Genomic DNA, 23,360 nt, shown 5'->3' with positions numbered 1-23,360 from the left:
CCCCTTTTCCCGTGCCCGGTCGAGGTCAGTCGAGGTAGCCGCGCAACTGGTCCGCGAAGGCGTGGTCGCGGAGTTTGTTGAGGGTCTTGGACTCGATCTGACGGATCCGCTCGCGGGTCACCCCGAAGATCCGGCCGATCTCCTCCAGGGTGCGCGGGCGCCCGTCGGCGAGCCCGTAGCGCAGCTGCACGACCTTGCGCTCCCGCTCCCCGAGGGTGGAGAGGACCGCTTCCAGGTGCTCGCGGAGCAGGAAGAACGCGGCCGATTCGACCGGCGAGGCGGCGTCCCCGTCCTCGATGAGGTCGCCGAGGGCCACATCGTCCTCCTCGCCCACGGGTGCGTGCAGCGAGACCGGCTCCTGCGCGAGGCGCAGCACCTCCAGGACCCGCTCGGGGGTCAGCTCCAGGTGGACGGCGACCTCTTCGGCGGTGGGCTCGTACCCGCGCTCCTGGAGCATGCGGCGCTGGACGCGGACCACGCGGTTGATCAGTTCCACGACGTGGACGGGGACGCGGATGGTCCGCGCCTGGTCGGCCAGGGCCCGGGACATCGCCTGCCGGATCCACCAGGTGGCGTAGGTGGAGAACTTGTAGCCGCGGGCGTAGTCGAACTTCTCGACGGCCCGGATCAGTCCGAGGTTCCCCTCCTGGACCAGGTCGAGCATGGTGAGCCCGCGGCCGACGTAGCGTTTGGCGACGGAGACGACGAGCCGCAGGTTCGATTCGATGAGGCGGCGTTTGGCCATGCGCCCCATGACGACGAGCTTGTCCAGATCGAGCGTGAGCTGCAGATCGAGCCCGACCCCGCTGCCGAGCTTCTCCTCGGCGAACAGTCCCGCTTCCACGCGCCGCGCGAGCTCGACCTCCTCGACGGCGGTGAGCAGCGGGATCCTGCCTATCTCGCGCAGGTACTGCCGGAAGAGGTCGGCGGAAGGACCCGCTCCGCCGGAGCCTTCCGCCGGGCGCTTGCGCGGCGGTGGCACCTTCTCCATCAGCTCCGGGCCCTCCAACTCCTCGGCCTCCTGCGGCTCCTGCTCGTCCACGGCGTCGGCCTCGGGCTCTTCGGCCGCGGCCGCTTCGGCGTCGCTTGCGGCCCCTCCGGGCTGACTGACGCTGACGGTCAAGCTCTGGGTCTGCACGGGGGCGACCTCCACAGGGCTCCGAGGACGGGGGCACCGGACCTCAGTGTGGCGTACGGCACATCGCTGCCACGAGGGGCGTGCGGGCACTTTCTGAGTCCGGTGCGTGACCCATGGTTACCCCCGGACCAGAACCCCGATGCGGATCGGACGGATGTCCGAGAAGATCGCCGTCATGTCTGTGTACGAGACCCATGTGACGGTGCGCTGCCCCGGCCCGGCGGAGCTGGCACGACTGGAAACCTGGGCGGGGGAACGGGAGTTGAAGATCACGCACATCGTGCTGGCCCGGGGCCGGATGGCCTCGCAGCCGATGCTGACGCTGCCCGACCGCGAGGGGCACGAGCGGCTGGTGCCCGCGCTGCGCGCGGCCGGCTTCGACCCGGTCCGGGTCAAGGTGGAGACCGTCCCGGCGGCGTGCGACGCGCTGGCCAGGGCCGGGTACGAAATCCGTTCGGAGGAGCGGGAGTTCGTGCTGTACGACAGCGACCTGTCGGTGGACGACGGGTGGATCGAGGAGGGGGCGTCGTCATGAGCGGCCAGGAGTGGAAGCCGTCGATTCCGGGCGGACCGGACGATCCCGCAGAGCCCGCGGAGGAGCGGATCCGGCGCAATTCCCAGCAGCCCCGGACCATGCGGACGGGCGACCGGGGCGAACCGGCCAGGGGGGTATTCGATCCCGCGCTCAAGCACTTCTCCGTGGCGTACCGGCCGCTGGATCCGGCGATCCCGGAGCCGGCGGCCCTCACGGCCTGGCGGACGGCCCGGCAGTCGGCGATGGACGTGGCGTTGCGTGCGGTCGGGGCCTCGGGCTTCGCGGACTCGCTGGTGCTGCGCGGCAGCAGGCTGCTGTCCCAGTGGTTCGGGGAGGCCGCGCGGGAGCCGCACGACCTGGACTTCGTCGTGGTCCCCGCGGACTGGATGATCGAGGAGGACCGTACCGGGCGGATGCTGGACGCGATCGCGGCCCGGGCCGAGCGGCTGGCGGGGGACGCGGACCTGGTGATGCCCGCGTCGGACGCGGCGTCGGAGTACATCTGGACGTACGAACGCGTCCCCGGACGCAGGCTGGTCCTCCCCTGGTCCGCACCCGGCATGCGGGGCGGTCAGGTCCAGCTGGACTTCGTCTTCAACGAGCCCCTGCCCCTCGCGCCGGAGCCCGTGGAGGTGGCGGGGGTCCCGCTGCTGGGCGCCACCCGTGAACTCTCCCTCGCCTGGAAGCTGATGTGGCTGGCCGGGGACCTGTACCCGCAGGGCAAGGACCTCTACGACGCGGTCCTGCTGGCGGAGGGCTGCGCGCTGCCGTACCCGCTGCTGGCGGAAGTCTTCCGGCTCTCCGGGGAATTCGATGCCGGCGGCGTGCAGCAGCCGCCCGCACCGGAGATCTCCGAGGGGGTCGCGCGGACGGACTGGGCCGCGTTCCACGAGGAGTACCCGGGGATCCCCGGCTCCGCCGAGTCCTACGCGGACCGGCTGCTGACGGCACTGGCTCCCACCTTCGCGGCGGGTCAGCACTCCTAGGCCGGTTCTTTCGGATCTTGCCGGGCCCGCGAGGGCTGGGCCGGTTCCACCCGGACCGCGCAGACCTTGAACTCCGGCATCCGGGACACCGGGTCGAGCGCCGGGTTGGTCAGGGTGTTGGCCCGGCCCTCGCCCGGCCAGTGGAAGGGCATGAAGACGGTGTCGGCGCGGATGGTGTCCGTGACGCGGGCCGGGGCCACCGCGCGGCCGCGGCGGGAGGTGACCGCCAGGAGGGTTCCGTCGGTCACGCCGATGCGGGCCGCGAGGCGGGGGTGGAGTTCCACGAAGGGGCCCGGGGCGGCCTCGTTGAGCTCCGCCACCCGGCGGGTCTGCGCGCCCGACTGGTACTGGGCGACCACCCGGCCGGTGGTGAGCAGCAGCGGGTACTCCGCGTCGGGCATCTCGGCGGCGTCGCGGTGCGAGACGGGCACGAACCGCGCCCGGCCGTCGTCGGTGGCGAAGCGGTCGAGGAAGAGGCGGGGAGTGCCGGGGTGGAGCTCCCCCGGCGCGGGCACCCCCGGCGCGGCTGCGGGGGCGGGCGCCCCCGGGTCCCCCTCCCCCGGCCGCGGAGCCGACGGGCAGGGCCAGAAGACGCCCTGCTCCGCTTCGATGCGGGCGTAGCTGATGCCCGAGTAGTCCGCCGGGCCGCCCGCCGAGGCACGGCGCAGCTCCTCGAAGACCTCCTCGGGGTCGGTCGGGAAGGCCTTCGGCATGCCCAGCCGGGCGGCCAGGCCGTGCAGGACCTCCAGGTCGGAGCGGACCCCCGGCGGCGGGGTCAGTGCCCGGCGGCGGAGCAGGACGCGGCCCTCCAGGTTGGTGGTGGTGCCGGTCTCCTCCGCCCACTGGGTGACCGGGAGGACCACGTCCGCCAGCGCCGCGGTCTCGGACAGGACCACGTCCGCGACCGCCAGGAAGTCCAGGGAGCGGATGCGCTCCTCGACGTGGGCGGCACGGGGGGCCGAGACCACCGGGTTGGAGCCCATCAGGAGGAGGGCCTTCACCTCGCCGCCCAGCGCGTCCAGGAGTTCGTAGGCGCTGCGGCCCGGGCCGGGGAGCGTGTCGGGGTCGATCCCCCAGACCCCGGCCACGTGGGCCCGCGCCGCCGGGTCGGTCAGCTTGCGGTAGCCGGGGAGCTGGTCGGCCTTCTGGCCGTGCTCGCGGCCGCCCTGGCCGTTGCCCTGGCCGGTGAGGCACCCGTAGCCGGAGAACGGGCGGCCGGCCCGGCCGGTGGCGAGGCAGAGGTTGATCCAGGCGCCGACGGTGTCGGTGCCCTTGGACTGCTGCTCGGGGCCGCGCGCGGTGAGCACCATGGCGGAGGACGGGGCGCAGAACATCGCCACCGCCTCGCGGAGCTTCGGCACCGGCACCCCGGTGATCCGCTCCACCTCCTCCGGCCAGTGCGCCATCGCGCCCGCGCGGGCCTCCTCCCAGCCCGTGGTGCGCCCGGCGATGAACTCCTCGTCCGTGTGCCCCCCGGCCACCACCAGGTGCAGCAGGCCGAGCGCCAGCGCCAGGTCCGTGCCGGGGCGCGGGGCCAGGTGCAGGTCGGCCTGCTCGGCGGTCCGGGTGCGGCGCGGGTCCACCACGATCAGCGTGCCGCCGTTCTCGCGCAGTTCCCGGAAGTAGCGCAGGGCCGGCGGCATGGTCTCGGCGGGGTTGGAACCGACGAGGACGACGCAGCCGGCCTTGGGGATGTCCTCCAGCGGGAAGGGCAGCCCCCGGTCGAGCCCGAACGCCCTCTGGTGCGCGGCGGCCGCCGAGGACATGCAGAACCGGCCGTTGTAGTCGATCTGCGAGGTCCCCAGGGCGGTGCGGGCGAACTTCCCGAGGGCGTACGCCTTCTCGTTGGTCAGCCCGCCGCCGCCGAACACCCCGACGGCGTCGGCCCCGTGGGACCGCCGGGTCCGGGCGAGGCCCCCGGCGACGGCGTCCAGGGCCTCCTCCCAGGTGGCCGGCTCCAGCCGCCCCGCGCGGGTGCGGACGAGCGGCTCGGTGAGGCGCACCCGGGAGGAGAGCGGGGCGGGTGCGGTGCGTCCCTTGCCGCACAGCGCGCCCCGGTTCACCGGGAAGTCCGCGCGCTCCTCCACCTCGACGCCCGCTCCGCCCGGTGCGGGACGGAGGTTCATGCCGCACTGCAGCGCGCAGTACGGGCAGTGCGTGGCAGTGACGGTGGAGGAGGGGGCGGTGTCTGCCGGTGCGGCTCCCGGAGTGTGCATGCGGTTCACCATGCGACGCGGGTGTTACGCGGACCGCCGCCCCCGGTTACGCCTCCCGTACGGGCACCTCAGCGCGGGCCCTACTGCCCGGTGAGGTACTTCACGGTCAGGCCGGCCGTCCAGCCGCCGTCCACCGCGAGCTCGGCGCCGGTCATGTAGCCCGCGGCGTCCGAGAGGAGGAAGGCGACGGCGGCGGCGATCTCCTCGGGGAGGCCGACGCGGCCGAGGGGGGTGCCCGGGTAGTTGCCCTCGCCGGCCCGGATGCCGACCGGGGCCGTCATCGGGGTGAGCGTCATGCCGGGGTGCACGGAGTTGACGCGGATCCGGGACTCGGCGAGTTCCACCGCGCCGATCTTCGACAGTCCGCGCACGCCCCACTTGGAGGCGCCGTAGCCGGCGGTCAGGGCGAGGCCCGTGAGGCCGGCCGCGGAGGAGATGTTGACGATGGAGCCGCCGCCGTTCGCGCGCATCAGCGGGATCGCGGCCTTGATGCCGATGAAGACGCCCACCAGGTTGATCTCGACGACCCGGCGGAAGTGCTCGACGCTCTCGTGCTCCAGGAACTGGCCGGTGGCGATGCCCGCGTTGTTGACCAGGCCGTCGATGCGGCCGAACTCGGCGAGGGCGAAGGCCAGGGCGGCATCCCAGTCGGATTCGCTGGTCACGTCGTGGCGCAGGAAGCGCGCGGCCCCGCCGAGCTTGGCGGCCGTCCCGGCTCCCTCCGCCTCCAGGACGTCGGTGATCAGCACCTTGCCGCCGCCGTCCACGACGGCCTGCGCGGCCGCCGCTCCGAGGCCGCGGGCCCCACCGGTGATGACGACGACCTTGTCGCTGAGATCCACAACAGCCACGGCTCCACACCCCTGACGACGAACACGACGGACACGACGGACGGACACGACTCATACGGCCGACACGGCCGACACGGCCGACTCAACCGATACGGCTGATTGGTATATGACTAATCGGCATACACCGACGGCGGCGTCAGTCTGCCAGAGAGGCCAGGGCCCGCGACACCCCCTCCTCCTTCGGTCCCAGGAAGCGCGGCTCCGGCTCGAACACCGCGTCCAGCGCCGCCTTGCCCGCCGCGAAGACCTCGCGGGTCCCGCCGTAGTACCAGGTCACGTCGTGCACGTCGTCCACCCCGACTCCGTACGAGTCCACCCCCGCGGCCTCGCACAGCGCCACCGCCCGCCGGATGTGGAAGCCCTGGCTGATCAGCACCGCCCGGTGCACCCCGAAGACCTCCCGGGCCCGGACGCAGGAGTCCCACGAGTCGAAGCCGGCGTAGTCGCTGACGATCCGGGCGTCCGGCACCCCGTGGCCCGTCAGGTACGTGCGCATCGCGTCGGGCTCGTCGTACTCGGTCCGGCTGTTGTCACCGGTGACCAGGACGACCTTGACCTTGCCCGCGCGGTAGAGCTCGGCGGCGGCGTCGAGGCGGCGCGCGAGGTACGGGGTGGGCCGGCCGTTCCACAGCCCGGCGCCGAAGACCAAGGCCACCTCGGCTGCGGGTGCCTCCGCGGTGGTGCGCAGCCTCGGTCCGGCCGCCACGTGCGTCCACGCCGAGGGCAGCAGCGCCAGCACGCAGCCGGCCATCACCACGCGCACCGCCCGCCGCCGGGCCCGTACGGTGCGCGGCACAGTGATCCGTACGGCCCGCGCCCGGTCGCGTACGGCCCGCGCCCTGTCGAGTACGGCTCCCAGCCGGTCCCGTACCGCCTTGGTCCAGCCTCTTGCCGCCGCGCGCGTCAATGCATGCCCCTCTGTTGGTTCCCGTCTGTCGACTACGGACGCGTGTACGACCCCCACGGTTTCGGCGGGCGCCCCGCGCTCGGCGCACCGGGGCGTACGCCCGCCGCCTCCCGTACGCGCACCAGGTGGACGGAGCCGGTCCGCACCCTCTCCGTCCACCCCCCTGTGAGCAGGTGGAAAACACCCGTCACCCCGGCGCAACGCACCGGCAACCTGCCGCGCGCAGGATCGGTTCATGACGGAGCCGGCGCACCCTCCCGAGTCCCTGCCCCTTCCCCTCCCGCTTCCCGTTCCCCTCCCGCCCCCGCCCCCACTTCTGCTTCCGCCCGGAACCACCGCGGAGCTGCTGACCCGGATCACCGCCCAGCTCGGCACGCAGCTCAGCGGGCTGCGCCCCCGACACCACGCAGGAGTCCCCGCATGCAGCCCACCCTCGTCGCCGTGGCCCACGGCAGCCGCGACCCGCGCGCCCTCCACACCGTCGAAGCCCTGCTCGAACGGGTCCGCGAGCTCCGTCCCCGCCTCGACGTCCGGCTCGGTCACATCGAGCTGAACCATCCGCTGCTGGACCGCACCCTCGACCGGACCCGCGGAGCCGCCGTCCTCGTGCCGCTGCTGCTCGGGCGCGGGACCCACGTCAAGCGGGACCTGCCGGCCGCCGCCCGCGCCGGGCACCTGCGGATCCGGATCGCCGCCCCGCTGGGTCCGCATCCGCTGCTCGTCGAGGCCCTGTACGAGCGGCTCGTGGAGGCCGGCTGGAGCGCCGGGTCCGGGGTGGTGCTGGCCGCCGCCGGATCCCGCGACCCCGACTCCGCCGCCGACACGCGGGCCACCGCCGACCTGCTGTCCGAACGGCTCGACGGGGTGCCCGTGGTGGCGGCCTACGCCTCGGCCGCCGCGCCGGGCGTGCCCGCCGCGATACGGGCGCTGGCCGCGCGGGGGATCCACCGGGTCGCGGTCGCCTCCTACTTCACCGCCCCGGGCCGCTTCGCCTCCGCGAGCGCCGCCGCCTCGCCGGGAGCGGCCGCCGCCCCGCTCGGCGACCATCCGGCGCTGGCCCGGCTGGTGCTCCAGCGCTACGAGGAGGCGCTCGCGGCCCCCGTACGGCAGGAGCCGCGGCTGGAACTGGCCACCGCTTAGGGGGCGTCCCGCCGATCGGGCGGCCCGGATCGCGGGGTCTGCCGGGACCGCTGGAACTGCCCGGCCCGCTCGTCCTGTCCCGTCCTGTCGGCGGCTCCGGTTACGGTTCTGGGCATGGAAGGCATGGAAGGCACCACCGCACCTGTCCGCCCCGACCTGCCCGGCGAGCCGTACGGTCCCGCCGATACCGAGCGCTGGGCCACCGAGCCCGACAAACGGCCCGGCCGGACCGCCTTCCAGCGCGACCGCGCCCGTGTGCTGCACTCCGCCGCCCTGCGCCGGCTCGCCGGGAAGACCCAGGTGGTCACCCCCGGCACGCGTTCGTACGACTGGGACGCGAGTCCCCGTACCCGGCTGACGCACTCGCTGGAATGCGCCCAGGTCGGCCGTGAGCTCGGGGCCGCGCTCGGCTGCGATCCCGATCTGGTCGAGGCCGCCTGCCTGTCGCACGACATGGGTCACCCGCCCTTCGGCCACAACGGCGAGGAGGCGCTCAACGAGTTCGCCAAGGACTGCGGCGGCTTCGAGGGCAACGCCCAGTCGCTGCGCCTGCTGACCCGGCTGGAGCCCAAACGGTTCGTCCCCGATCCGGCGACCGGCGAGCTGGTCAGTGTCGGGCTGAACCTCACCCGGGCCTGCCTGGACGCCGCCACCAAGTACCCCTGGGCCCGCGGGGACCATCCCACCGAGCCGGACTCGGTGAAGTTCGGCGCCTACGAGGACGACCTGCCGGTCTTCGACTGGCTGCGCCGCGGCGCGCCCGCGGACCGCAAGTGCTTCGAGGCGCAGGTCATGGACTGGGCCGACGACGTGGCGTACTCCGTCCACGATTTCGAGGACGGCCTGCACGCCGGCCACCTCGACCCGAACCTCCTCTTCGCCGAGCCCGAGCGCACGGCGATCTGGGGGGTCGCCATCGGCCGCTACGTGCCCTCCGACACCGACCCGGAGGAGCTGCGCGAGGCGCTGGACCGGCTGATGGGCCAGGAGTGGTGGCCGCACGGGTACGACGGCTCGGCCGTGGCCCAGGCCCGGCTCAAGGACGCCACCAGCCAGCTGATCGGCCGCTTCTGCCTGGCCGCCGAGGGGGCGACCCGGCAGGCGTACGGCACCGGCCGGCTGACCCGGTACGCGGCGGAGCTGGTGGTTCCGCGCGAGGCCCGCAACGAATGCGCCGTACTGAAGGCGGTCGCCGACCTGTACGTCATGCAGCGCGACGAGCAGGAGCGGATCCGCGCGGACCAGCGCATCGTGCTGGCCGAGCTGGCGGAGGCGGTCAGCGCCCGCGCGCCGGAGGGCCTGGACCCGCAGTTCCGTGCGATCTTCGACGCGGCCCCGGACGACAGGGCCCGCAAGCGCGCGGTCGTCGACCAGATCGCGGCCCTCACCGACGCCTCCGCGCGCTCCCTGCACGCCCGCCTCACCCGGCGCACTCGACGCGCCGAAGGGTGAGCCGATCGGGCCACTCCCCCTTCACGCGGCAGGCTCAGTGCGGGACGCTCGCATGTGGTCGCATGTGGCGGAGAGGTTATGAGGAGGCATCAGGTGGTCGACGCACACCGGACGTTCGTCATCGTGGGCGCGGGGCTGGCCGGGGCTAAGGCGGCCGAAACGCTGAGGTCGGAGGGGTTCACGGGGCGGGTGATCCTGATCGGCGACGAGCGCGACCATCCGTACGAAAGGCCCCCGCTGTCCAAGGGGTACCTGACGGGCAAGGAGGAGCGCGAGAGCGTCTTCGTCCACGAGCCGTCCTGGTACGCGGCCTCCGACATCGAGCTGCACCTCGGCCAGCCCGCGGTCCAGCTGGACCGGGAGGCCAAGAAGGTGGTCCTCGGCGACGGCACGGCGCTGCCCTACGACAAGCTCCTGCTCGCCACCGGCGCCGAGCCCCGCCGGCTCGACATCCCGGGCACCGAGCTGGTCGGCGTGCACCACCTGCGCCGGCTCTCGCACGCCGAGCGGCTGCGCAAGGCACTGGCGGGCCTGGGCCGGGACAACGGGCACCTGCTGATCGCGGGGGCCGGCTGGATCGGTCTGGAGGTCGCGGCGGCGGCCCGCGGGTACGGGGCCGAGGTCACCGTGATCGAGCCGGCGCCGACCCCGCTGCACGCGGTGCTCGGTCCGGAGATCGGCCGGCTGTTCGCGGACCTGCACACCGAGCACGGGGTCCGCTTCCACTTCGGGTCCCATCTGACGGAGATCGTCGGGCACGACGGCATGGTGCTGGCGGCCCGTACGGACGACGGGGAGGAGCACCCGGCGCACGCGGTCCTCGCGGCGATCGGGGCCGCGCCGCGGACCGCGCTCGCGGAGACATCGGGGCTGGCCCTGGTGGACCGGGAGCACGGGGGCGGTATCGCCGTGGACGCCTCGCTGCGCACCTCCGACCCGGACGTCTTCGCGGTCGGCGACGTGGCGGCCGCGCACCACCCGACGCTGGGGGCCCGGCTCCGGGTGGAGCACTGGGCGAACGCCCTCAACGGCGGGCCGGCCGCCGCCCGGGCGATGCTGGGGCAGGAGGTCTCGTACGACCGGGTGCCGTACTTCTTCTCCGACCAGTACGACGTGGGCCTGGAGTACTCGGGGTACGCCCCGGCGGGCGGCTACGACCAGGTGCTGATCCGCGGGGACGCGGGCAAGCGGGAGTTCATCGCCTTCTGGCTCTCGGACGGGCGGGTCCTGGCCGGGATGAACGTGAATGTGTGGGATGTCACCGAGCACATCCAGGCCCTGATCAGGTCGAAGGCGCCCGTAGACCGGGAGCGGCTCGCGGATCCATCGATTCCGCTTTCCGCCCTGCTCCCGGCGGAGGGGGCCTGACGGGATTGTCGTTCCCCGCCCGTAGACTTGCGCGTGTGGCAGGACGGATCAACGACGACGACGTGAAGGCGGTACGGGACGCGGTCCCGATCGACGCCGTGGTCTCCGACTACCTCCAATTGCGCAACGCGGGCGGCGGCAACCTCAAGGGCCTGTGCCCCTTCCACGACGAGAAGTCCCCGTCCTTCCAGGTCAGCCCCAGCAAGGGTCTCTACCACTGCTTCGGCTGCCAGGCGGGCGGGGACACCCTCGACTTCATCATGAAGATCGACCACCTCTCGTTCTCCGAGGCGGTCGAGCGGCTGGCCGGCCAGGCCGGCATCACCCTGCGGTACGAAGAGGGCGGCTACACCGCCGGCACCAGCGGCCGCGGCGAGCGCATCCGGCTGGTCGAGGCCCACAAGGCCGCGGCCGAGTTCTACGTGGACCAGCTGGGCGGCGCCGAAGCCGAGATCGGCCGCAAGTTCCTGGCCGAGCGCGGCTTCGACCAGGCCGCCGCCGCCCACTTCAGCGTCGGCTACAGCCCGGCCGGCTGGGACCACCTGACCCGCTTCCTGCGCGGCAAGGGCTTCACCGACAAGGAACTGATCACCTCGGGCCTGGCCCAGGACAGCCGCAGCGGGAAGCCCATCGACCGCTTCCGCGGCCGGCTCATGTGGCCCATCCGCGACATCAGCGGCGAGGTCGTCGGCTTCGGCGCGCGCAAGCTGCGCGAGGACGACAACGGCCCCAAGTACCTGAACACCCCCGAGACGGCGATCTACAAGAAGTCCCAGGTGCTGTACGGCATCGACCTGGCCAAGAAGGAGATCGCGAAGACCTCCCGGGCCGTCGTCGTCGAGGGCTACACCGACGTCATGGCCTGCCACGTGGCCGGGGTCACGACCGCGATCGCCACCTGCGGCACCGCCTTCGGCGGCGACCACATCAAGATCCTGCGCCGGCTGCTCATGGACAACGCGACCGCCGAGGTGATCTTCACCTTCGACGGGGACGCGGCCGGGCAGAAGGCCGCGCTGCGGGCCTTCGAGGACGACCAGAAGTTCGCCGCCGAAACCTCCATCACCATCGCCCCCGGCGGCATGGACCCGTGCGACCTGCGCCTCGCGCAGGGCGACGCCGCCGTGGCCGGACTGGTCGAGGCCCGCACCCCGCTCTTCGAGTTCGCGCTGCGGCACATCGTGGCCCGGCACAACCTGGAGAACCCGGCGGGCCGCGCGGCCGCGCTGGACGAGGCCGCGCCGGTCGTCGCCAACATCAAGAACATCGCGATCCAGCACGAGTCCGCGGTCCAGCTGGCCGGCATGCTCGGCATCCGCGACGAGCAGTTCGTGGTCAAGCGCGTCGCGCAGCTCGCCCGCTGGGCGCGCGACCGCGGCGGCCAGGGCGGACCCGGCAGACCCGGCGGCGGACCGCAGCAGGGCCGCGGCCGGTCCTCCTACGAGGCCGCGCCCGCGCCCGCCGCCGCCCCGGCGGGCGGTCCCGCGCTGAACCTGCGCAGCCCGGCCCACCGCACCGAGCGCGAGCTGCTCAAGCTGGCCCTGCAGCGGCCGGCCCTGGTCTCCCCCGCCTTCGACGCCTACGGGATCGACGAGTTCACCGCCCCGCCCTACCAGGCCGTCCGCCAGGCCGTCCAGGACGCCGGCGGTACCTCGCTGGGCACCGAGGACTACCTGACCCGGGTCCGCGAGGCCGCGCCGAACGACACCGTCCGCTCGCTGGTCACCGAGCTCGCGGTCGAGGCCATCCACGCGAAGACGGTCGACGAGATCTACGCCGGGGTCCAGCTGGTCCAGGTGCGGCTGCGCGCCGTCGACCGCCGGGTGCACGAGGTCCAGGGCACGATGGCCCGCCTCGGCCCGCAGACCCCGCCGGAACAGCTGGCGGCGGTCCAGGAGGAGCTGTGGGTCCTCCAGCAGTACGGCCAGCGGCTGCGCAACCGGGGTGCGGAAGGCCTGTAGGCCCGGGCCCGGCGAGCCGCCGGGCGATGGCGCCCCAGCCGTCCCCGTGACGGCTCAGCGCCGCCGCAGCCAGTCGCCGCCCGGGATCTCCGTACCGGAGCGGGCGAGGCGGCGGGCCAGGGGCGGGGCGGCCAGGTAGACCCAGGCGCGGACCGGGGTGCCGTCGGGGCGCAGGGCCTCGCGGGCGATGCGGTCGTAGACGTTGCCCGGGCTCCCGGGGCCCTCGTACTCCTCCAGCAGGTCGAGCGCGACGAGCAGTTCCCCGTAGGCCCCCGGGACGGGGGTGATCAGCTCCCCGGCGATCGCGGAGCCGGGGCGGTCCACGGCGTACGGGTACCCGGGGCCGTCGTACAGCGCCGCACCGGGCAGGCGGGCGGGCTCCTCGGCGGCCGTGCGGCCGCGCAGGAACAGGTCGTGGTTGACCTCGCCCGGGCGCAGGGTCCCGTACACGAAGAACGGCAGCTCTTCCGGCGGCGCTTGCGCCGACTCGTGTCCCGGCTCGTGCCCAGGCTCGTGCGCCGGCTCGTGCCCCGGCTCGTGCGCGTGCGGAATCGTACTTCCGCCGTGGCCTTCCGGCCGATCGGCCGATGTCATGCCGCCCTCCCTCGACTCACACTGAGCTGTCCGCCGGGCCATCGACCGGCCGGAGCCGGGCCGGAAGTCCCGGCCCCGGCGGCACGAGCCGCCGTACGCACCGCTGTTGCACGCCCGCCCGACGCCCGTGACCGACGCCTGTGACCGACGCCCGCGACCGACGCCGTCCATCGTCAGTCTGCCTCCTCCCCGGCCCCCTCTGACCGCCGCCCCCGCCCCCCACCCGACGGTTCCGCCCACCATGAATCGACCGATCCGCAGCCGCCTCGCCGCCGCCTCCCTGTTCTGCGCCGCCCTCGCCGGCTGCGCCGCGCCCGGGGGCCTCGGGCAGAGCGAGGCCGCGCCGCCCGTCTCCTCCCAGCCGCAGCCCAAACCGCTGTGGCCCCTGTGGAGCACCAGCTCGGCGACCTCCGGCGGCAGCCCCGTTGCCACCCGGATGCCACCGCCGAAGCCGCTGGAGGGGGCCCCCGCCGTGGGGCCCGGGGGGATCGAGAAGGTCGACGTGATGGCCGTGCTGCGCGCGGACAGGGCGATGAAGCAGTTCGGCAACGCGGGGAGGATCGAGGGCCCGGGCCGGGCCGGGGTCCGGCCGGCCCGGTTCGCGGACCTGACCGGCAACGGGGAGCCCGAGCTGATCGTCGCCGGCGACAGCCCGACCGGGCGTTCGCTGCTGAGCGTCTACACGGTGGCCGACGGGAAGATCGTCCCGATCCTGTTCACCAGCGGCCGCCGGATGAGCCCCCAGATCCTCGGCAACGACCTGCTGATCCGCACCGCCGACGACGACGGCTCCGCGCACGCCGTCCGCTACCACTGGGACGGCCGACGGATGACCGTCCTCAGCGACGAGCGGCAGTTCGGCAACTCCGTCTCGTCCGGGGGCCCCACCGGGTGCCCGGCCCCGAAGCCTTCCGGCTCCGAGTCCCCCACCAGGAAGGACTCCGGCACCCGGTGAAACGCGCCCTGCTCCGCTGCCGACGCCTCCTGCACGCCCTCGGGCTGCGCTGGAAGATCTCCGCACTGCTCGCCGTCGGCTGCTCGCTCGTCGCGCTCACCATCGGCGTCCTGATCCACGAGGCCCGCGTCCGCCAGGTCGCCGACGCGGCACGCGAGAGCGCCGTCCAGCAGCTGGTCCGCGTACGGCAGGTCTACGAGCTCACGGGCCAGCTGGACTTCGACAAGGTCGGCGAGGCCGATGCGCGCATCGACTGCCCCGGCCTCCCGGAGCCGCTGCGCCGGGCGGCCCTCTCCGGGCAGCGCACCACCTATCTCGACCTGGACGGCCCGCACCCGGCGGTGTGGGCCGCCCGGCCGGTCGGCGGGGACCAAGTGCTCTCCGTACGCCGGTCGCTGGTCGCCGAACAGGCGGAACTGGCGGATCTGGACCAGCAGTTGATGGCCTCCGGCGCCATCGTCGTCACCCTCGCGGCGATCGGCGGGGCGGCGCTCGCCAGCCGGCTGAGCAAGGACCTGCGGTCGGCCGCCGAGACGGCCCGGCGGATCAGCGCGGGCGAACTGGACGCGCGGATCGGCCCGTCGGGCGTGCCGGGGACCCGCAACGAGGTGGCCGAGCTGTCCTCGGCGGTCGACACGATGGCGGAGAGCCTGCAGCGGCGGCTGGTGGCGGAGCAGCGCTTCACGGCGGACGTGGCGCACGAGCTGCGGACCCCGCTCACCGGCCTGCACACCGCCGCCGAGCTGCTCCCCCCGGGCCGGCCGACGGAGCTGGTCCGCGACCGGGTCTCGGCGCTGCGCACCCTGACGGAGGACCTCCTGGAGGTGGCCCGGCTGGACGCGGACCGGGAGGAGGCACAGCTGGACACGCACGCGCTGGGCCCGCTGGCGGCATCCGTCACCCGGCGTTCGGGGGTCGAGGCGCGGGTGGCGGGGGCGGACGGCACGGACCGCGTCCGCACGGACGCGCGACGCTTCGAGCGGATCCTGACGAACCTGCTGGCCAATGCCCGCAGGCACGGCCGGGCACCGATCACCGTGACGGTGGCCGGGAACACCGTGACGGTCCGCGACCAGGGGCCGGGCTTCCCGGAGACCCTGCTGCGCGACGGACCGCAGCGGTTCCTGACGGGTGCGAAGGAACGCGGCCAGGGCACGGGCCTGGGCCTGACGATCGCCCTGGGCCAGGCCCAGGTCATCGGCGCCAGGGTCACCCTGACCAACACCACCCCCCGCGGCGCCTCCGCAACAATCACCCTCCCCCCGGCCAAATCCAGCCCCGCCGGCGTTTGAGGCGCGGGGTCCCGGGCGGAGCCCCGGGGAACGGGCGAAGGGCGGCTGGGGGACCATCCCGCGCTGCGGCGACCCCCCGCACCCACCCTCCGCACCCACCCCCCACCCCCCGCCGCCCGCCGCCCGCTGCCCGGCACCCGGCACCCGGCACCCGACCGTCACCCGGACGGGGTGGGTCTCCACGGATGGCTCCCCACACCACCCGACCTGCGAAAACGCCACGCCGCCCGCCACCCCGCAGCCAATCTGACACCACATCAGCAGGCGCTCCGCCGACCTCCCGGGTTACCTCGGAAACACGACCCCGTGTCCACAGGAGACCCCCCATGCGTCGACGCACCGCCCACGTGCTCACCGCCACCGCGCTGACCGCCGCCGCGTTCACCGGCCCGGTGGCCGGCGCGGTCGCCGCCGCGGACCTGGGCACGGCGAGCTTCGCCGCCGGCGACTTCGCCCCGCTGGAGGTCTGGCCCAAGTCGGCCACCCCCGGCACCACCGTCACGGTGAACACGAGCGCCTGCGGCTCCGGCAGTCACGCCGAGGGCGACGCGTCCACCGTCGGAGGCGGCCGCTTCAAGCTGACCCCGGGTACCCACAAGGAGGTGGTCGTGGGGCAGTTCCAGGTCTCCCGCACCGCCCACCCCGGGACCTACGGCATCGGCGCCACCTGCGCGAACGGCAAGTTCGCCACCGGCGACCTGGTCGTCACCGAGCACGACCGCGGCCCCCAGGGCCACGTGCGCACCGGGGTGGGCGGTGGCACGACCACCACCACCGACCCCGCCAAGATCGCGGTGGGAGTGGCAGTGCTGGCCGCTTCCGCCGTCGGCGGTACCTGGCTCCTGCGTCGCCGGGCGAGCGGCACGCAGAGCTGACGGACGCCCACCGCGGCTCCGGCCGCGGTCCGACCGGTACCGTCCCCCGTCGCCCGCCCCGCGAGGTCCCCCCCGTTCGCGGGGCCGGGCGACGGCTCAGCCACCGAACCGAGCCACACGGGGGCCCGCATGGACGCAAGCCGTGCCCGCCGCGGCGGGCTCGTCGCACTCGCCGCCTGCATCGGAGTCTGGCTCGTCGGCAGCGGTTCCAGTGAGCCGGTCCGCCCCCCGACCCCCTCCCCCGGCGAGGCGCTGAGCGCCCACACGCAGTACCCCGCGGCCATCGCCGCGCTCCCCGGTTCCCCGCCCACCCGCATCCGGATCCCGTCCATCCGGGTGGACGCCCCGCTCACCGGGCTCGGGCTCCGGGCCGACGGCGGGCTCGAAGTACCGCCGCCGGCCCGCCGGGACCTGGCGGGCTGGTACCGCGACGGGACCACCCCGGGCGCCACCGGTACCGCGGTCATCGCCGGGCACGTGGACGACGCCGCCGGTCCGGCGGTCTTCTACCACCTCGGCGCGCTGCGCCGCGGAGCCCTGCTGGAGATCGACCGCGCTGACGGGCGTACGGCCGTGTTCACCGTCCACGCGGTGGAGGTCTACGACGCCGACGCGTTCCCCGACTCCCGCGTGTACGGGCCCTCACCGCGCGCCGAGCTCCGCGTCATCACCTGCGGCGGGGGCTTCTCCCAGCGGACCGGCTACCGGGGCAACGTGGTCGTCTTCGCCCACCTCACGGGCACGTACTGACGGGCCGGTACGCACCACCGCCTGGTCTCCCCGGGGGCCGAACAGGTGCAGGATCTCCACCTCGTTCCCCTCGGCGGGCCCGAACCAGTGGGGTTCGCCGGTGTCGAACTCGGCGACCTCGCCGGGGCGGAGGGTGAAGGTGCGTTCGCCGATGATCAGGCGGAGCTCGCCGGCCAGCACGTAGAGCCATTCGTAGCCGGCGTGGGTCACGAGTTTCGGTTCGCGGTGCGCGAGCACCTGCTTGAAGACCTGCACCCGGCCCGGGTACTGCGTCAGGGGCACCAGGACGCTCCCCCGCTCCCTGCGGTGGGGCTTCAGGTGGACGCGCGGGTCCCCGGTGACCGGGGCCGCCACCAGCTGGTCCAGTGCGACGCGGTGCGTCCGCGCGAGCGGGATGAGCAGTTCGAGCGTCGGGCGCCGTTTGCCCGATTCCAGGCGCGACAGGGTGCTCACGGAGATCCCGGTGTCGCGCGCGAGCGTCTCGAGGGTGAGGCCGCGGTCGCGCCGCAGTGTTCGCAGCCGCGGTCCGATGCCGTCGAGCGTCTCCGCCAGTTCGGTGTCCAGGGGGCCCATGGGTCCATTTTGCGGTACCGGCAAATTTCCTGGGCCGCTACCGCCCCCCGCTCCCAGCATGGGCCCGTAGGCGATCCCCGATCCCGGACCGAAGGCGGACCCATGACCGGCACGAGCACGAAGATCCCGGCAGCGGGGCCGGTCCTGAGCACGCGGCGGCGGTGGACGGTCCTGGCCGTCTGCGCGCTGAGCATGTTCCTCATCGGCGTGGACACCACCATCGTCAACGTGGGCCTGCCCGTGATCGGACGGGGTCTGGGCGTGGGCACCCGCGGTCTGGAATGGGTCGTGGACGCCTACACCCTGGCCCTGGCCAGCCTCCTCATGGCCTCCGGCGCCCTCGCGGACCGCTTCGGGCGCCGTCGGGTGTTCCGGTGCGGGCTGATCGTCTTCGGGCTCTCCTCGCTGGCCTGCGCCCTCGCCCCCTCGCTCGGCGTTCTCGTCGCGGCCCGGGCCGTCCAGGGCGTCGGCGCCTCGATGCTGAGCCCCGTGGCGCTGGCCATCGTGGTGAACGCGATGCCCGACCCGCGGGAGCGGGCCCGGGCCATCGGCGTGTGGGCCTCGGTCTTCGGGCTCAGCATGGCGGCGGGTCCGGTCGTCGGCGGGGGCCTCATCGCGGCGTTCGGCTGGCGGTCGGTGTTCTGGATCAACGCGCCCGTGATCGTCGCCGCGCTCGTCCTGGTCGCGGTGTTCGTACCGGAGTCCCGCGCCCCGCGCTCCCGGCGGCCGGACCTGCCCGGCCAGTTGCTCCTGACGACCGCCCTGTGCGTCTCGGTCGGCGTCCTCATCGAAGGGCCCCGCATCGGCTGGACCTCGCCCGGCGCACTGGGCGGCTACGCCCTCGCCGTGGCGGCGGCGGCCGGGTTCGTCCGGGTGGAGCTCCGCCGGAGCGAGCCCCTGATGGACCTCGGGCTCTTCCGGCGGCCGCCCTTCGCCTCGGCGGTGCTGGGCGCCGTATCGCTGTTCGCCGCGCTGAACGTGGCCCTGCTGCTCAATACGCTCTACCTCCAGGAGACCCGCGGCTGGACCCCGCTCGCGGCCGGTGCGGCGACCCTGCCCATGGCGCTCGGGGCCACCCTGTGCGCACCGTGGTCCGGCAGCCTGACCGGGCGCACCGGACCGCGGCGTCCGCTCCTCCTGGCGGGCGGGTTCACCGCCGCGGGCGGCCTGTGCATGGTGAGCCTGGGCCGGGACACCGCCGTCCCGCTGCTGCTGCTCGCGTACCTGCTCATCGGCATCGGGTTCGGCTTCGCCAACGCGCCGATCACCAATACCGCGGTCAGCGGTCTGCCGCCGTCCCGCGCCGGGGTGGCCGGGGCCATCACCTCCACCGCCCGCCAGGTCGGCTCGGCGGTCGGCATCGCCGTGGCCGGCGGTCTGGCCGCGGGCGTCGCCCCGGCCGGCCTGGCCCACGCGTCCCGTCCGGGCTGGCTGCTCGTGACGGCCTGCGGACTGTTCCTCCTCGTCGTGGCACGCGCGTCCCGGTCACAGCACCAGGCCGTCTCTTTCGGATCGTGCCGGGCCCGCGACGCCTGGTACCGCGGGCTCGGCCGACGAGATCCGAAAGAGACGGCCTAGTACGGCGGCGCGTACCAGCGGCGGTGTACGAACGGCTCCACGCACAGGACCGCCGTGCCCGCCACTGCGCCGACCAGGAGCGAGGTCCAGCCGCCCCCGGCGACGAGCGCTCCGGCGCAGGCGACGGCCAGGAACAGGGGCCGCGCCAGGGTCAGCGGGCCGAGCCCGACGACCATGGCGAGGGTGCTGGCCCGGAAGGGCAGGGCGAAGTAGGCGAAGAGGGAGAGGGCGACGGCGGCCGCGTAGAGCCCGAGCGGGACGAGGAAGCCGACGCCGCCGTCGGCGAGGGTCCCGTAGGCCCGGTCCGGATCGTCGGCGGTCAGCAGTACGGCTCCGGCGGTGAGGGCGGGGGCGAGCAGCAGGACGGCGCCGACCGCCAGGCCGCGCAGCGCGGCGCGGACGACGGCCCGGTGCTTGCGGATCCGGGCGTCGCAGCCGGCGAAGGCACGGAACCCGCTGAACGCCGCGTCGAGCAGACCGAGGGCGAGGAGCGGCAGGACCGGGTTCACCGCGCGGCCCCGGCCCGGCCCAGCTGCTCCGCGCCCACGAGCCGGCGGGAGGCGCGCCCGAGCGCCAGGCGCAGCGGGTCCTCCAGGTACGGCCGGATGCCGAGGACCGGGCGCAGGGTGGTGCAGAAGGGGTTGGACAGGCCCCTGGGTTCGTAGAGCAGCGCCCGGATGCCGGGGACGGTCGCGGCGCTCAGCAGGGTCTCGTCGGTGTGGGCGCGCAGGGCGGAGACGACCCCGTCATGGCGGCCGAGCGGATGGCGCATCCGGGCGCGGTGGAACATCCAGGCGCCGACGGGTGCCAGCCGGGTGGCCGCGATGTCGAAGTGGCAGAAGGCGAGGGCCTGCGAGTCGGCCTGGGCCTCGAAGAACTCCGCGAGCGCGGGCCCGCGGAAGTGGTGCAGCACCCCGGTGGAGACGTAGACGGTGGCGACCTCCGGGAGGTCGAAGGCGTTGCCGTGGACGAACCGGCAGTCGAGCCCCTCGGCGCGGGCCAGCCGGTCTGCCTCGGCGACCAGCGCCGCGTCGAGGTCGACTCCGATCAGTTCGACGTTCGGCCCAAGGGCGCCGGTGGCCGCGAGCCAGCGGACGAGGTATCCGAGGCCGGAGCCGATGTCGACGAGCCGGAAGCGGCCGCGGCGGCCGGCGATCTCGCGGATGGCCTCGAAGAGCGGGCCGAGCACGTGCACCAGCCGTTCGCCGATCCGCAGTTCCTCGCTGAGCCGCTGCATCTCCGTGTGGACGCCGATCATCAGGCGGTCGACGGCGAACGGGTCGAGCACGTCGTCCGCGCCGGCCGGCAGCCCGGCGACGATGCGGGCCGCCCGCGGGTCCCCGGACTCCTGGAGCCGGCGGACCACGTCGCCCCGGCGCACCGGCAGCCGGGCCCCGCTGAGCGGGTCGGTGACGGTGATCAGGTCGGATATTTCGAGGTGGGGCACGACCAGAACTTTATCCCCAGGTCAGCCCCACTGTTCGATGCCCAGCTTGACCACCAGGGCGCCGACCACCGTCAGCAGGACTCCGCGCACGAACCCGCTGCCCTTCTTCAGGGCCATCCGGGCGCCGACCATGGCGCCGGCCAGGTTGAACACCGCCATCAGGCCGGCCAGCTGCCAGAGCACCATGCCCTGGTACGCGAACATGGCGAGCGCCCCGGCGTTCGTGCACACGTTGACGATCTTCGCCGTGGCGGAGGCCGTCACCAGATCGAGGTGGAGCAGGGCGGTCAGCGCCAGCACGAGGAAGGTGCCGGTACCGGGCCCGATGAGGCCGTCGTAGAAGCCGATGCCGAGCCCGGCCAGGCCGATGGTGAGCAGCACGCGGCGGCGGCCGGCGGGGGCCGCGCCCGGAGCGGCGCCGAAGGCGGGGCGGAAGAGGACGAAGGCGGCGACGACCACCAGGACCACCATGATCATCGGGCGCAGCGCGTCCTTGCTGATGCCGCCGGCCAGGGCGGCCCCGCCCATGGAGCCGGCCAGCGCGGCCAGGCCGATGCGGACGGCGAGCTTCACGTCCACCGGGGTCCGGCGCAGGTACGCCACGGCGGCGCCCGAGGTGCCGACGATGGCCACGGCCTTGTTGGTGCCGAGGACGGTGGCGGGGTGGGCGCCCGGCAGCCCGAGGAGCAGGGCGGGCAGGAGGAGCAGGCCGCCCCCGCCCACGACGGCGTCGATCCAGCCGGCCGTCGCGGCGGCCACGCACAGCACGATGATCATGGTTGTCGATATGTCAGGCACGCCCCGACCCTATGGAAGGGGTGGGTGCAGTGGCCATCAATCCCCGGAAACTTGCGCGAACGTTGAGCTTCGCCTGGCCGGCGCCCGGTCCGGGGCCACGGGCGCCGAGGGCTCCACCGCGACCGTCAGCACGCTCGCGGCGAGCACACTGGCCAGCCCGAGCCCGGCCGCGAGCCGCCGCGCGGGCGGTACGGAGACCAGCGCGGCCAGCGCCACCCGCACCGGGGAGGTACGGGGCCTGCGGTGCCGGGCGGCGACCGGTGGCGCGGGCGGCGCGGCGGCCCCGAACGGCGGGTACGACGGGGCCGCCGGGTAGGCCTGAGATGCCGGGTACGCCGGGTACGCCGGGTACGCCGGGGCTGCCAGGTACGCCGGGTACGCCTGGGACACGGACAGGGCGACGTGCAGCGGGTGACGCATGGTGCGGCGACCTCTCGGAGGCGGTAGGGGGCTCGGGGCGGGGTCGGGCGCAGGCCTGGCTCGGGGCCGGGCTCGGACCTGGCTCGGGGGCGGGCTCGGACCTGGCTCGGGGCCGGGTCGGGCGCAGGAGCTTCGGCCTCGGGCTCAGAAGCTGAAGCACTCGGAATGGATCCGCCCGGCCGGCACCCCGGCCCGCAGCAGGGCGGCCTGGGTGGCGTCCGCCATTCCGGGCGGCCCGCACAGGTACACGTCGTGCTCGGCCAGCTCCGGGACCAGCTCGGCCAGCGCCTGCGGAGCCAGCGGATCGAACGCGGCGCCCGAGGGCCCGAGCAGGTAGTGCAGCCCGGCCTGCCGTCCGGCGGCGATGGCCTCCAGCTCGGAGCGCAGGACGAGCTGCTCCTCGGCTCCGGCCCGGTAGAGCAGGGTGATCTCCCCCGGCCCGCCGGGCAGGGTCTCGAACAGCGCCCGCAGCGGGGTGATCCCGACCCCACCGGCGATCAGCAGCACCTTGGGCCGGGTCCGCCGGGCGGCGGTGAGCGCCCCGAACGGCCCGGTGGCGATGACCCGGGTGCCGGGGCGCAGCCGGCGGATCCTGCGGGAGTGGCCGCCGAGCCCCTTCACGGTGATCCGCAGGGTGTTCCCGCGGACCGGCGCCGACAGCGAGAACGGCAGCGCGGTGTGCCACAGCCGCCGCCGCAGGAACCGCCAGCGCAGGAACTGCCCCGGCTCCGCGCGCAGCTCCGCGAGGTGCTCCCCGTAGACGACGACGGAGACCACCCCGGGCCCCTCCACCCGGACCTCGGCGACCCGCAGCGCGTGCCGCAGGGCCTGGCGTACGGGCACCACGGCGCGGTACCAGAGCAGCAGGACGGCGACGACGGCGTGGGCGAGGGCCCAGAACCAGGCGACGGGCCCCAGGTCGGGTCCGGCGAGCTGGTGCCCGAAGGCGAGGGCGGCGGCGAGGTACACCAGGAGGTGGACCCCGCGCCAGGTTTCGTACGAGACCCGGCGGCGTACGGAGCGGGCCGATGTGGCGCCGACGGCGACCAGGAGGACGGTCCCGGCCACCGCCGCGGCCAGGGCGGGGTATCCGAGCAGTTCCCGGACCGCCGACAGCACGTCGACCCCCTCGTGCACGGCGTAGCCGCACAGCGCGAAGAGCCCGTGCCCGAAGCACAGCAGCAGCACGTGACGGCCGCCCAGCGCGTGCCAGCGGGCGAGCCGGGCGGCGCCCACCCCGTGCTCGACGGCGGGGACCCGGGCCATCAGGAACAGCAGCACCAGGACCCCGTACCCGGCGAGCAGGCCGGACAGGTGCGCGGCGGTCGCGAACAGCGCGTCGAGCCGGGCCGACGGCCGCACCTGGGCGGCCCACAGCAGGGCCACGGTCCCCGCCCCGCCGAGCATTCCGCCCTTGACCCGAACCGCCATGTCTCGCTGCATGCGGGCCACGCTAAGGCGGTCCGGCGGCTCCCCGGCCTCCCTGATTGATCCTTAAGGCCGCCTTGAGGACCGCCTCACGGA

Annotated in this window: 21 protein-coding genes and 1 pseudogene; 11 read left to right on the top strand and 11 right to left on the bottom strand. The window is 74.4% G+C overall.

Features of this window, described 5'->3' with window-relative positions; translation table 11 throughout:
* Window positions 1-25 precede the first annotated feature (25 nt).
* On the bottom strand, window positions 26-1,228 hold the full coding sequence (locus tag OG904_RS20960) for an RNA polymerase sigma factor (protein WP_405493163.1): 1,203 nt from the start codon (window positions 1,226-1,228) through the stop codon (window positions 26-28).
* Between the two features lie 85 nt (window positions 1,229-1,313).
* On the opposite strand from OG904_RS20960, the gene OG904_RS20955 reads away from it, so the two are divergent.
* Together OG904_RS20955 and OG904_RS20950 are read left to right on the top strand one after the other, a co-directional pair.
* A complete protein-coding gene (locus OG904_RS20955; protein ID WP_405493161.1) occupies window positions 1,314-1,673 on the top strand; it encodes a hypothetical protein in 360 nt (119 codons plus the stop codon).
* Window positions 1,670-2,659: a nucleotidyl transferase AbiEii/AbiGii toxin family protein gene (locus OG904_RS20950; RefSeq protein WP_405493159.1), complete on the top strand. Its 990-nt coding sequence runs from the start codon at window positions 1,670-1,672 to the stop codon at window positions 2,657-2,659. Before OG904_RS20955 ends, OG904_RS20950 begins: the two co-directional genes overlap by 4 nt.
* Here the strand turns inward: OG904_RS20950 and OG904_RS20945 are convergent.
* The 3 genes from OG904_RS20945 to OG904_RS20935 all read right to left on the bottom strand — a co-directional run bounded on the left by OG904_RS20945 (window position 2,656) and on the right by OG904_RS20935 (window position 6,477).
* Window positions 2,656-4,875, bottom strand: coding sequence for a molybdopterin oxidoreductase family protein (locus OG904_RS20945; RefSeq protein WP_405493157.1), 2,220 nt, complete (start codon window positions 4,873-4,875; stop codon window positions 2,656-2,658). The two genes, OG904_RS20950 and OG904_RS20945, sit on opposite strands and share 4 nt — an antisense overlap.
* An 80-nt stretch (window positions 4,876-4,955) precedes the next feature.
* Complete coding sequence (locus OG904_RS20940; protein ID WP_405493155.1) at window positions 4,956-5,726, bottom strand: glucose 1-dehydrogenase; 771 nt, start codon at window positions 5,724-5,726, stop codon at window positions 4,956-4,958.
* Between the two features lie 136 nt (window positions 5,727-5,862).
* Window positions 5,863-6,477, bottom strand: coding sequence for a vancomycin high temperature exclusion protein (locus tag OG904_RS20935; RefSeq protein ID WP_405498153.1), 615 nt, complete (start codon window positions 6,475-6,477; stop codon window positions 5,863-5,865).
* Between the two features lie 391 nt (window positions 6,478-6,868).
* On the opposite strand from OG904_RS20935, the pseudogene OG904_RS20930 reads away from it, so the two are divergent.
* The 4 genes and pseudogenes from OG904_RS20930 (at window position 6,869) to dnaG (ending at window position 12,554) form a co-directional block, all read left to right on the top strand.
* Window positions 6,869-7,773 (top strand): annotated as a pseudogene (locus tag OG904_RS20930) (sirohydrochlorin chelatase).
* A gap of 114 nt (window positions 7,774-7,887) precedes the next feature.
* Window positions 7,888-9,225, top strand: coding sequence for a deoxyguanosinetriphosphate triphosphohydrolase (locus OG904_RS20925; protein ID WP_405493153.1), 1,338 nt, complete (start codon window positions 7,888-7,890; stop codon window positions 9,223-9,225).
* A 93-nt stretch (window positions 9,226-9,318) separates the two neighbouring features.
* A complete protein-coding gene (locus tag OG904_RS20920; RefSeq protein WP_405493151.1) occupies window positions 9,319-10,593 on the top strand; it encodes an NAD(P)/FAD-dependent oxidoreductase in 1,275 nt (424 codons plus the stop codon).
* 35 nt (window positions 10,594-10,628) lie between these two features.
* A complete protein-coding gene (gene dnaG / locus OG904_RS20915; RefSeq protein WP_405493149.1) occupies window positions 10,629-12,554 on the top strand; it encodes a DNA primase in 1,926 nt (641 codons plus the stop codon).
* A 54-nt stretch (window positions 12,555-12,608) separates the two neighbouring features.
* Here the strand turns inward: dnaG and OG904_RS20910 are convergent, their stop codons facing one another.
* Window positions 12,609-13,016 carry a gamma-glutamylcyclotransferase family protein gene (locus OG904_RS20910; RefSeq protein WP_405498151.1) on the bottom strand — a complete coding sequence of 136 codons (408 nt, stop codon included), beginning with the start codon at window positions 13,014-13,016 and terminating at the stop codon, window positions 12,609-12,611.
* Window positions 13,017-13,389: 373 nt separating this feature from the next.
* Here OG904_RS20910 and OG904_RS20905 point away from each other — a divergent pair, with 373 nt between their 5' ends.
* From OG904_RS20905 to OG904_RS20890, 4 genes are all read left to right on the top strand, one after another.
* Window positions 13,390-14,103 carry a hypothetical protein gene (locus OG904_RS20905; RefSeq protein WP_405493147.1) on the top strand — a complete coding sequence of 238 codons (714 nt, stop codon included), beginning with the start codon at window positions 13,390-13,392 and terminating at the stop codon, window positions 14,101-14,103.
* Window positions 14,100-15,395 (top strand): ATP-binding protein, encoded by a 1,296-nt coding sequence (locus tag OG904_RS20900; protein WP_405493145.1) that lies wholly within the window; start codon window positions 14,100-14,102, stop codon window positions 15,393-15,395. Before OG904_RS20905 ends, OG904_RS20900 begins: the two co-directional genes overlap by 4 nt.
* A 326-nt stretch (window positions 15,396-15,721) precedes the next feature.
* Window positions 15,722-16,270, top strand: coding sequence for a hypothetical protein (locus OG904_RS20895; RefSeq protein WP_405493143.1), 549 nt, complete (start codon window positions 15,722-15,724; stop codon window positions 16,268-16,270).
* 129 nt (window positions 16,271-16,399) lie between these two features.
* On the top strand, window positions 16,400-17,020 hold the full coding sequence (locus OG904_RS20890; RefSeq protein ID WP_405493141.1) for a class F sortase: 621 nt from the start codon (window positions 16,400-16,402) through the stop codon (window positions 17,018-17,020).
* Here OG904_RS20890 and OG904_RS20885 read toward each other — a convergent pair.
* Window positions 16,913-17,593, bottom strand: a complete 681-nt coding sequence (locus OG904_RS20885; protein WP_405493139.1) for a helix-turn-helix domain-containing protein — start codon at window positions 17,591-17,593, stop codon at window positions 16,913-16,915. The two genes, OG904_RS20890 and OG904_RS20885, sit on opposite strands and share 108 nt — an antisense overlap.
* Window positions 17,594-17,695: 102 nt before the next feature.
* Here OG904_RS20885 and OG904_RS20880 point away from each other — a divergent pair, with 102 nt between their 5' ends.
* On the top strand, window positions 17,696-19,171 hold the full coding sequence (locus OG904_RS20880; protein WP_405493137.1) for an MFS transporter: 1,476 nt from the start codon (window positions 17,696-17,698) through the stop codon (window positions 19,169-19,171).
* Here the strand turns inward: OG904_RS20880 and OG904_RS20875 are convergent.
* The 5 genes from OG904_RS20875 to OG904_RS20855 all read right to left on the bottom strand — a co-directional run bounded on the left by OG904_RS20875 (window position 19,168) and on the right by OG904_RS20855 (window position 23,279).
* A complete protein-coding gene (locus OG904_RS20875) occupies window positions 19,168-19,680 on the bottom strand; it encodes a hypothetical protein (RefSeq protein ID WP_405493135.1) in 513 nt (170 codons plus the stop codon). The genes OG904_RS20880 and OG904_RS20875 overlap by 4 nt on opposite strands.
* Window positions 19,677-20,618, bottom strand: coding sequence for a class I SAM-dependent methyltransferase (locus OG904_RS20870; protein ID WP_405493133.1), 942 nt, complete (start codon window positions 20,616-20,618; stop codon window positions 19,677-19,679). The genes OG904_RS20875 and OG904_RS20870 overlap by 4 nt, the downstream gene beginning before the upstream one ends.
* Before the next feature lie 21 nt (window positions 20,619-20,639).
* Entirely contained in the window at window positions 20,640-21,416 is a 777-nt protein-coding gene (locus OG904_RS20865) for a sulfite exporter TauE/SafE family protein (protein WP_405493131.1), read from the bottom strand.
* A 36-nt stretch (window positions 21,417-21,452) separates the two neighbouring features.
* Window positions 21,453-21,836, bottom strand: a complete 384-nt coding sequence (locus OG904_RS20860; protein ID WP_405493129.1) for a hypothetical protein — start codon at window positions 21,834-21,836, stop codon at window positions 21,453-21,455.
* Window positions 21,837-21,980: 144 nt separating this feature from the next.
* Window positions 21,981-23,279, bottom strand: a complete 1,299-nt coding sequence (locus OG904_RS20855) for a ferric reductase-like transmembrane domain-containing protein (RefSeq protein WP_405493127.1) — start codon at window positions 23,277-23,279, stop codon at window positions 21,981-21,983.
* Window positions 23,280-23,360: the final 81 nt, after the last annotated feature.

Source organism: Streptomyces sp. NBC_00096 (genome assembly GCF_045041305.1).
Taxonomy (GTDB): domain Bacteria; phylum Actinomycetota; class Actinomycetes; order Streptomycetales; family Streptomycetaceae; genus Streptomyces.
Note: the sequence above shows the minus strand (reverse complement) of the source record. Positions and strands in the feature narration are given on the sequence as shown.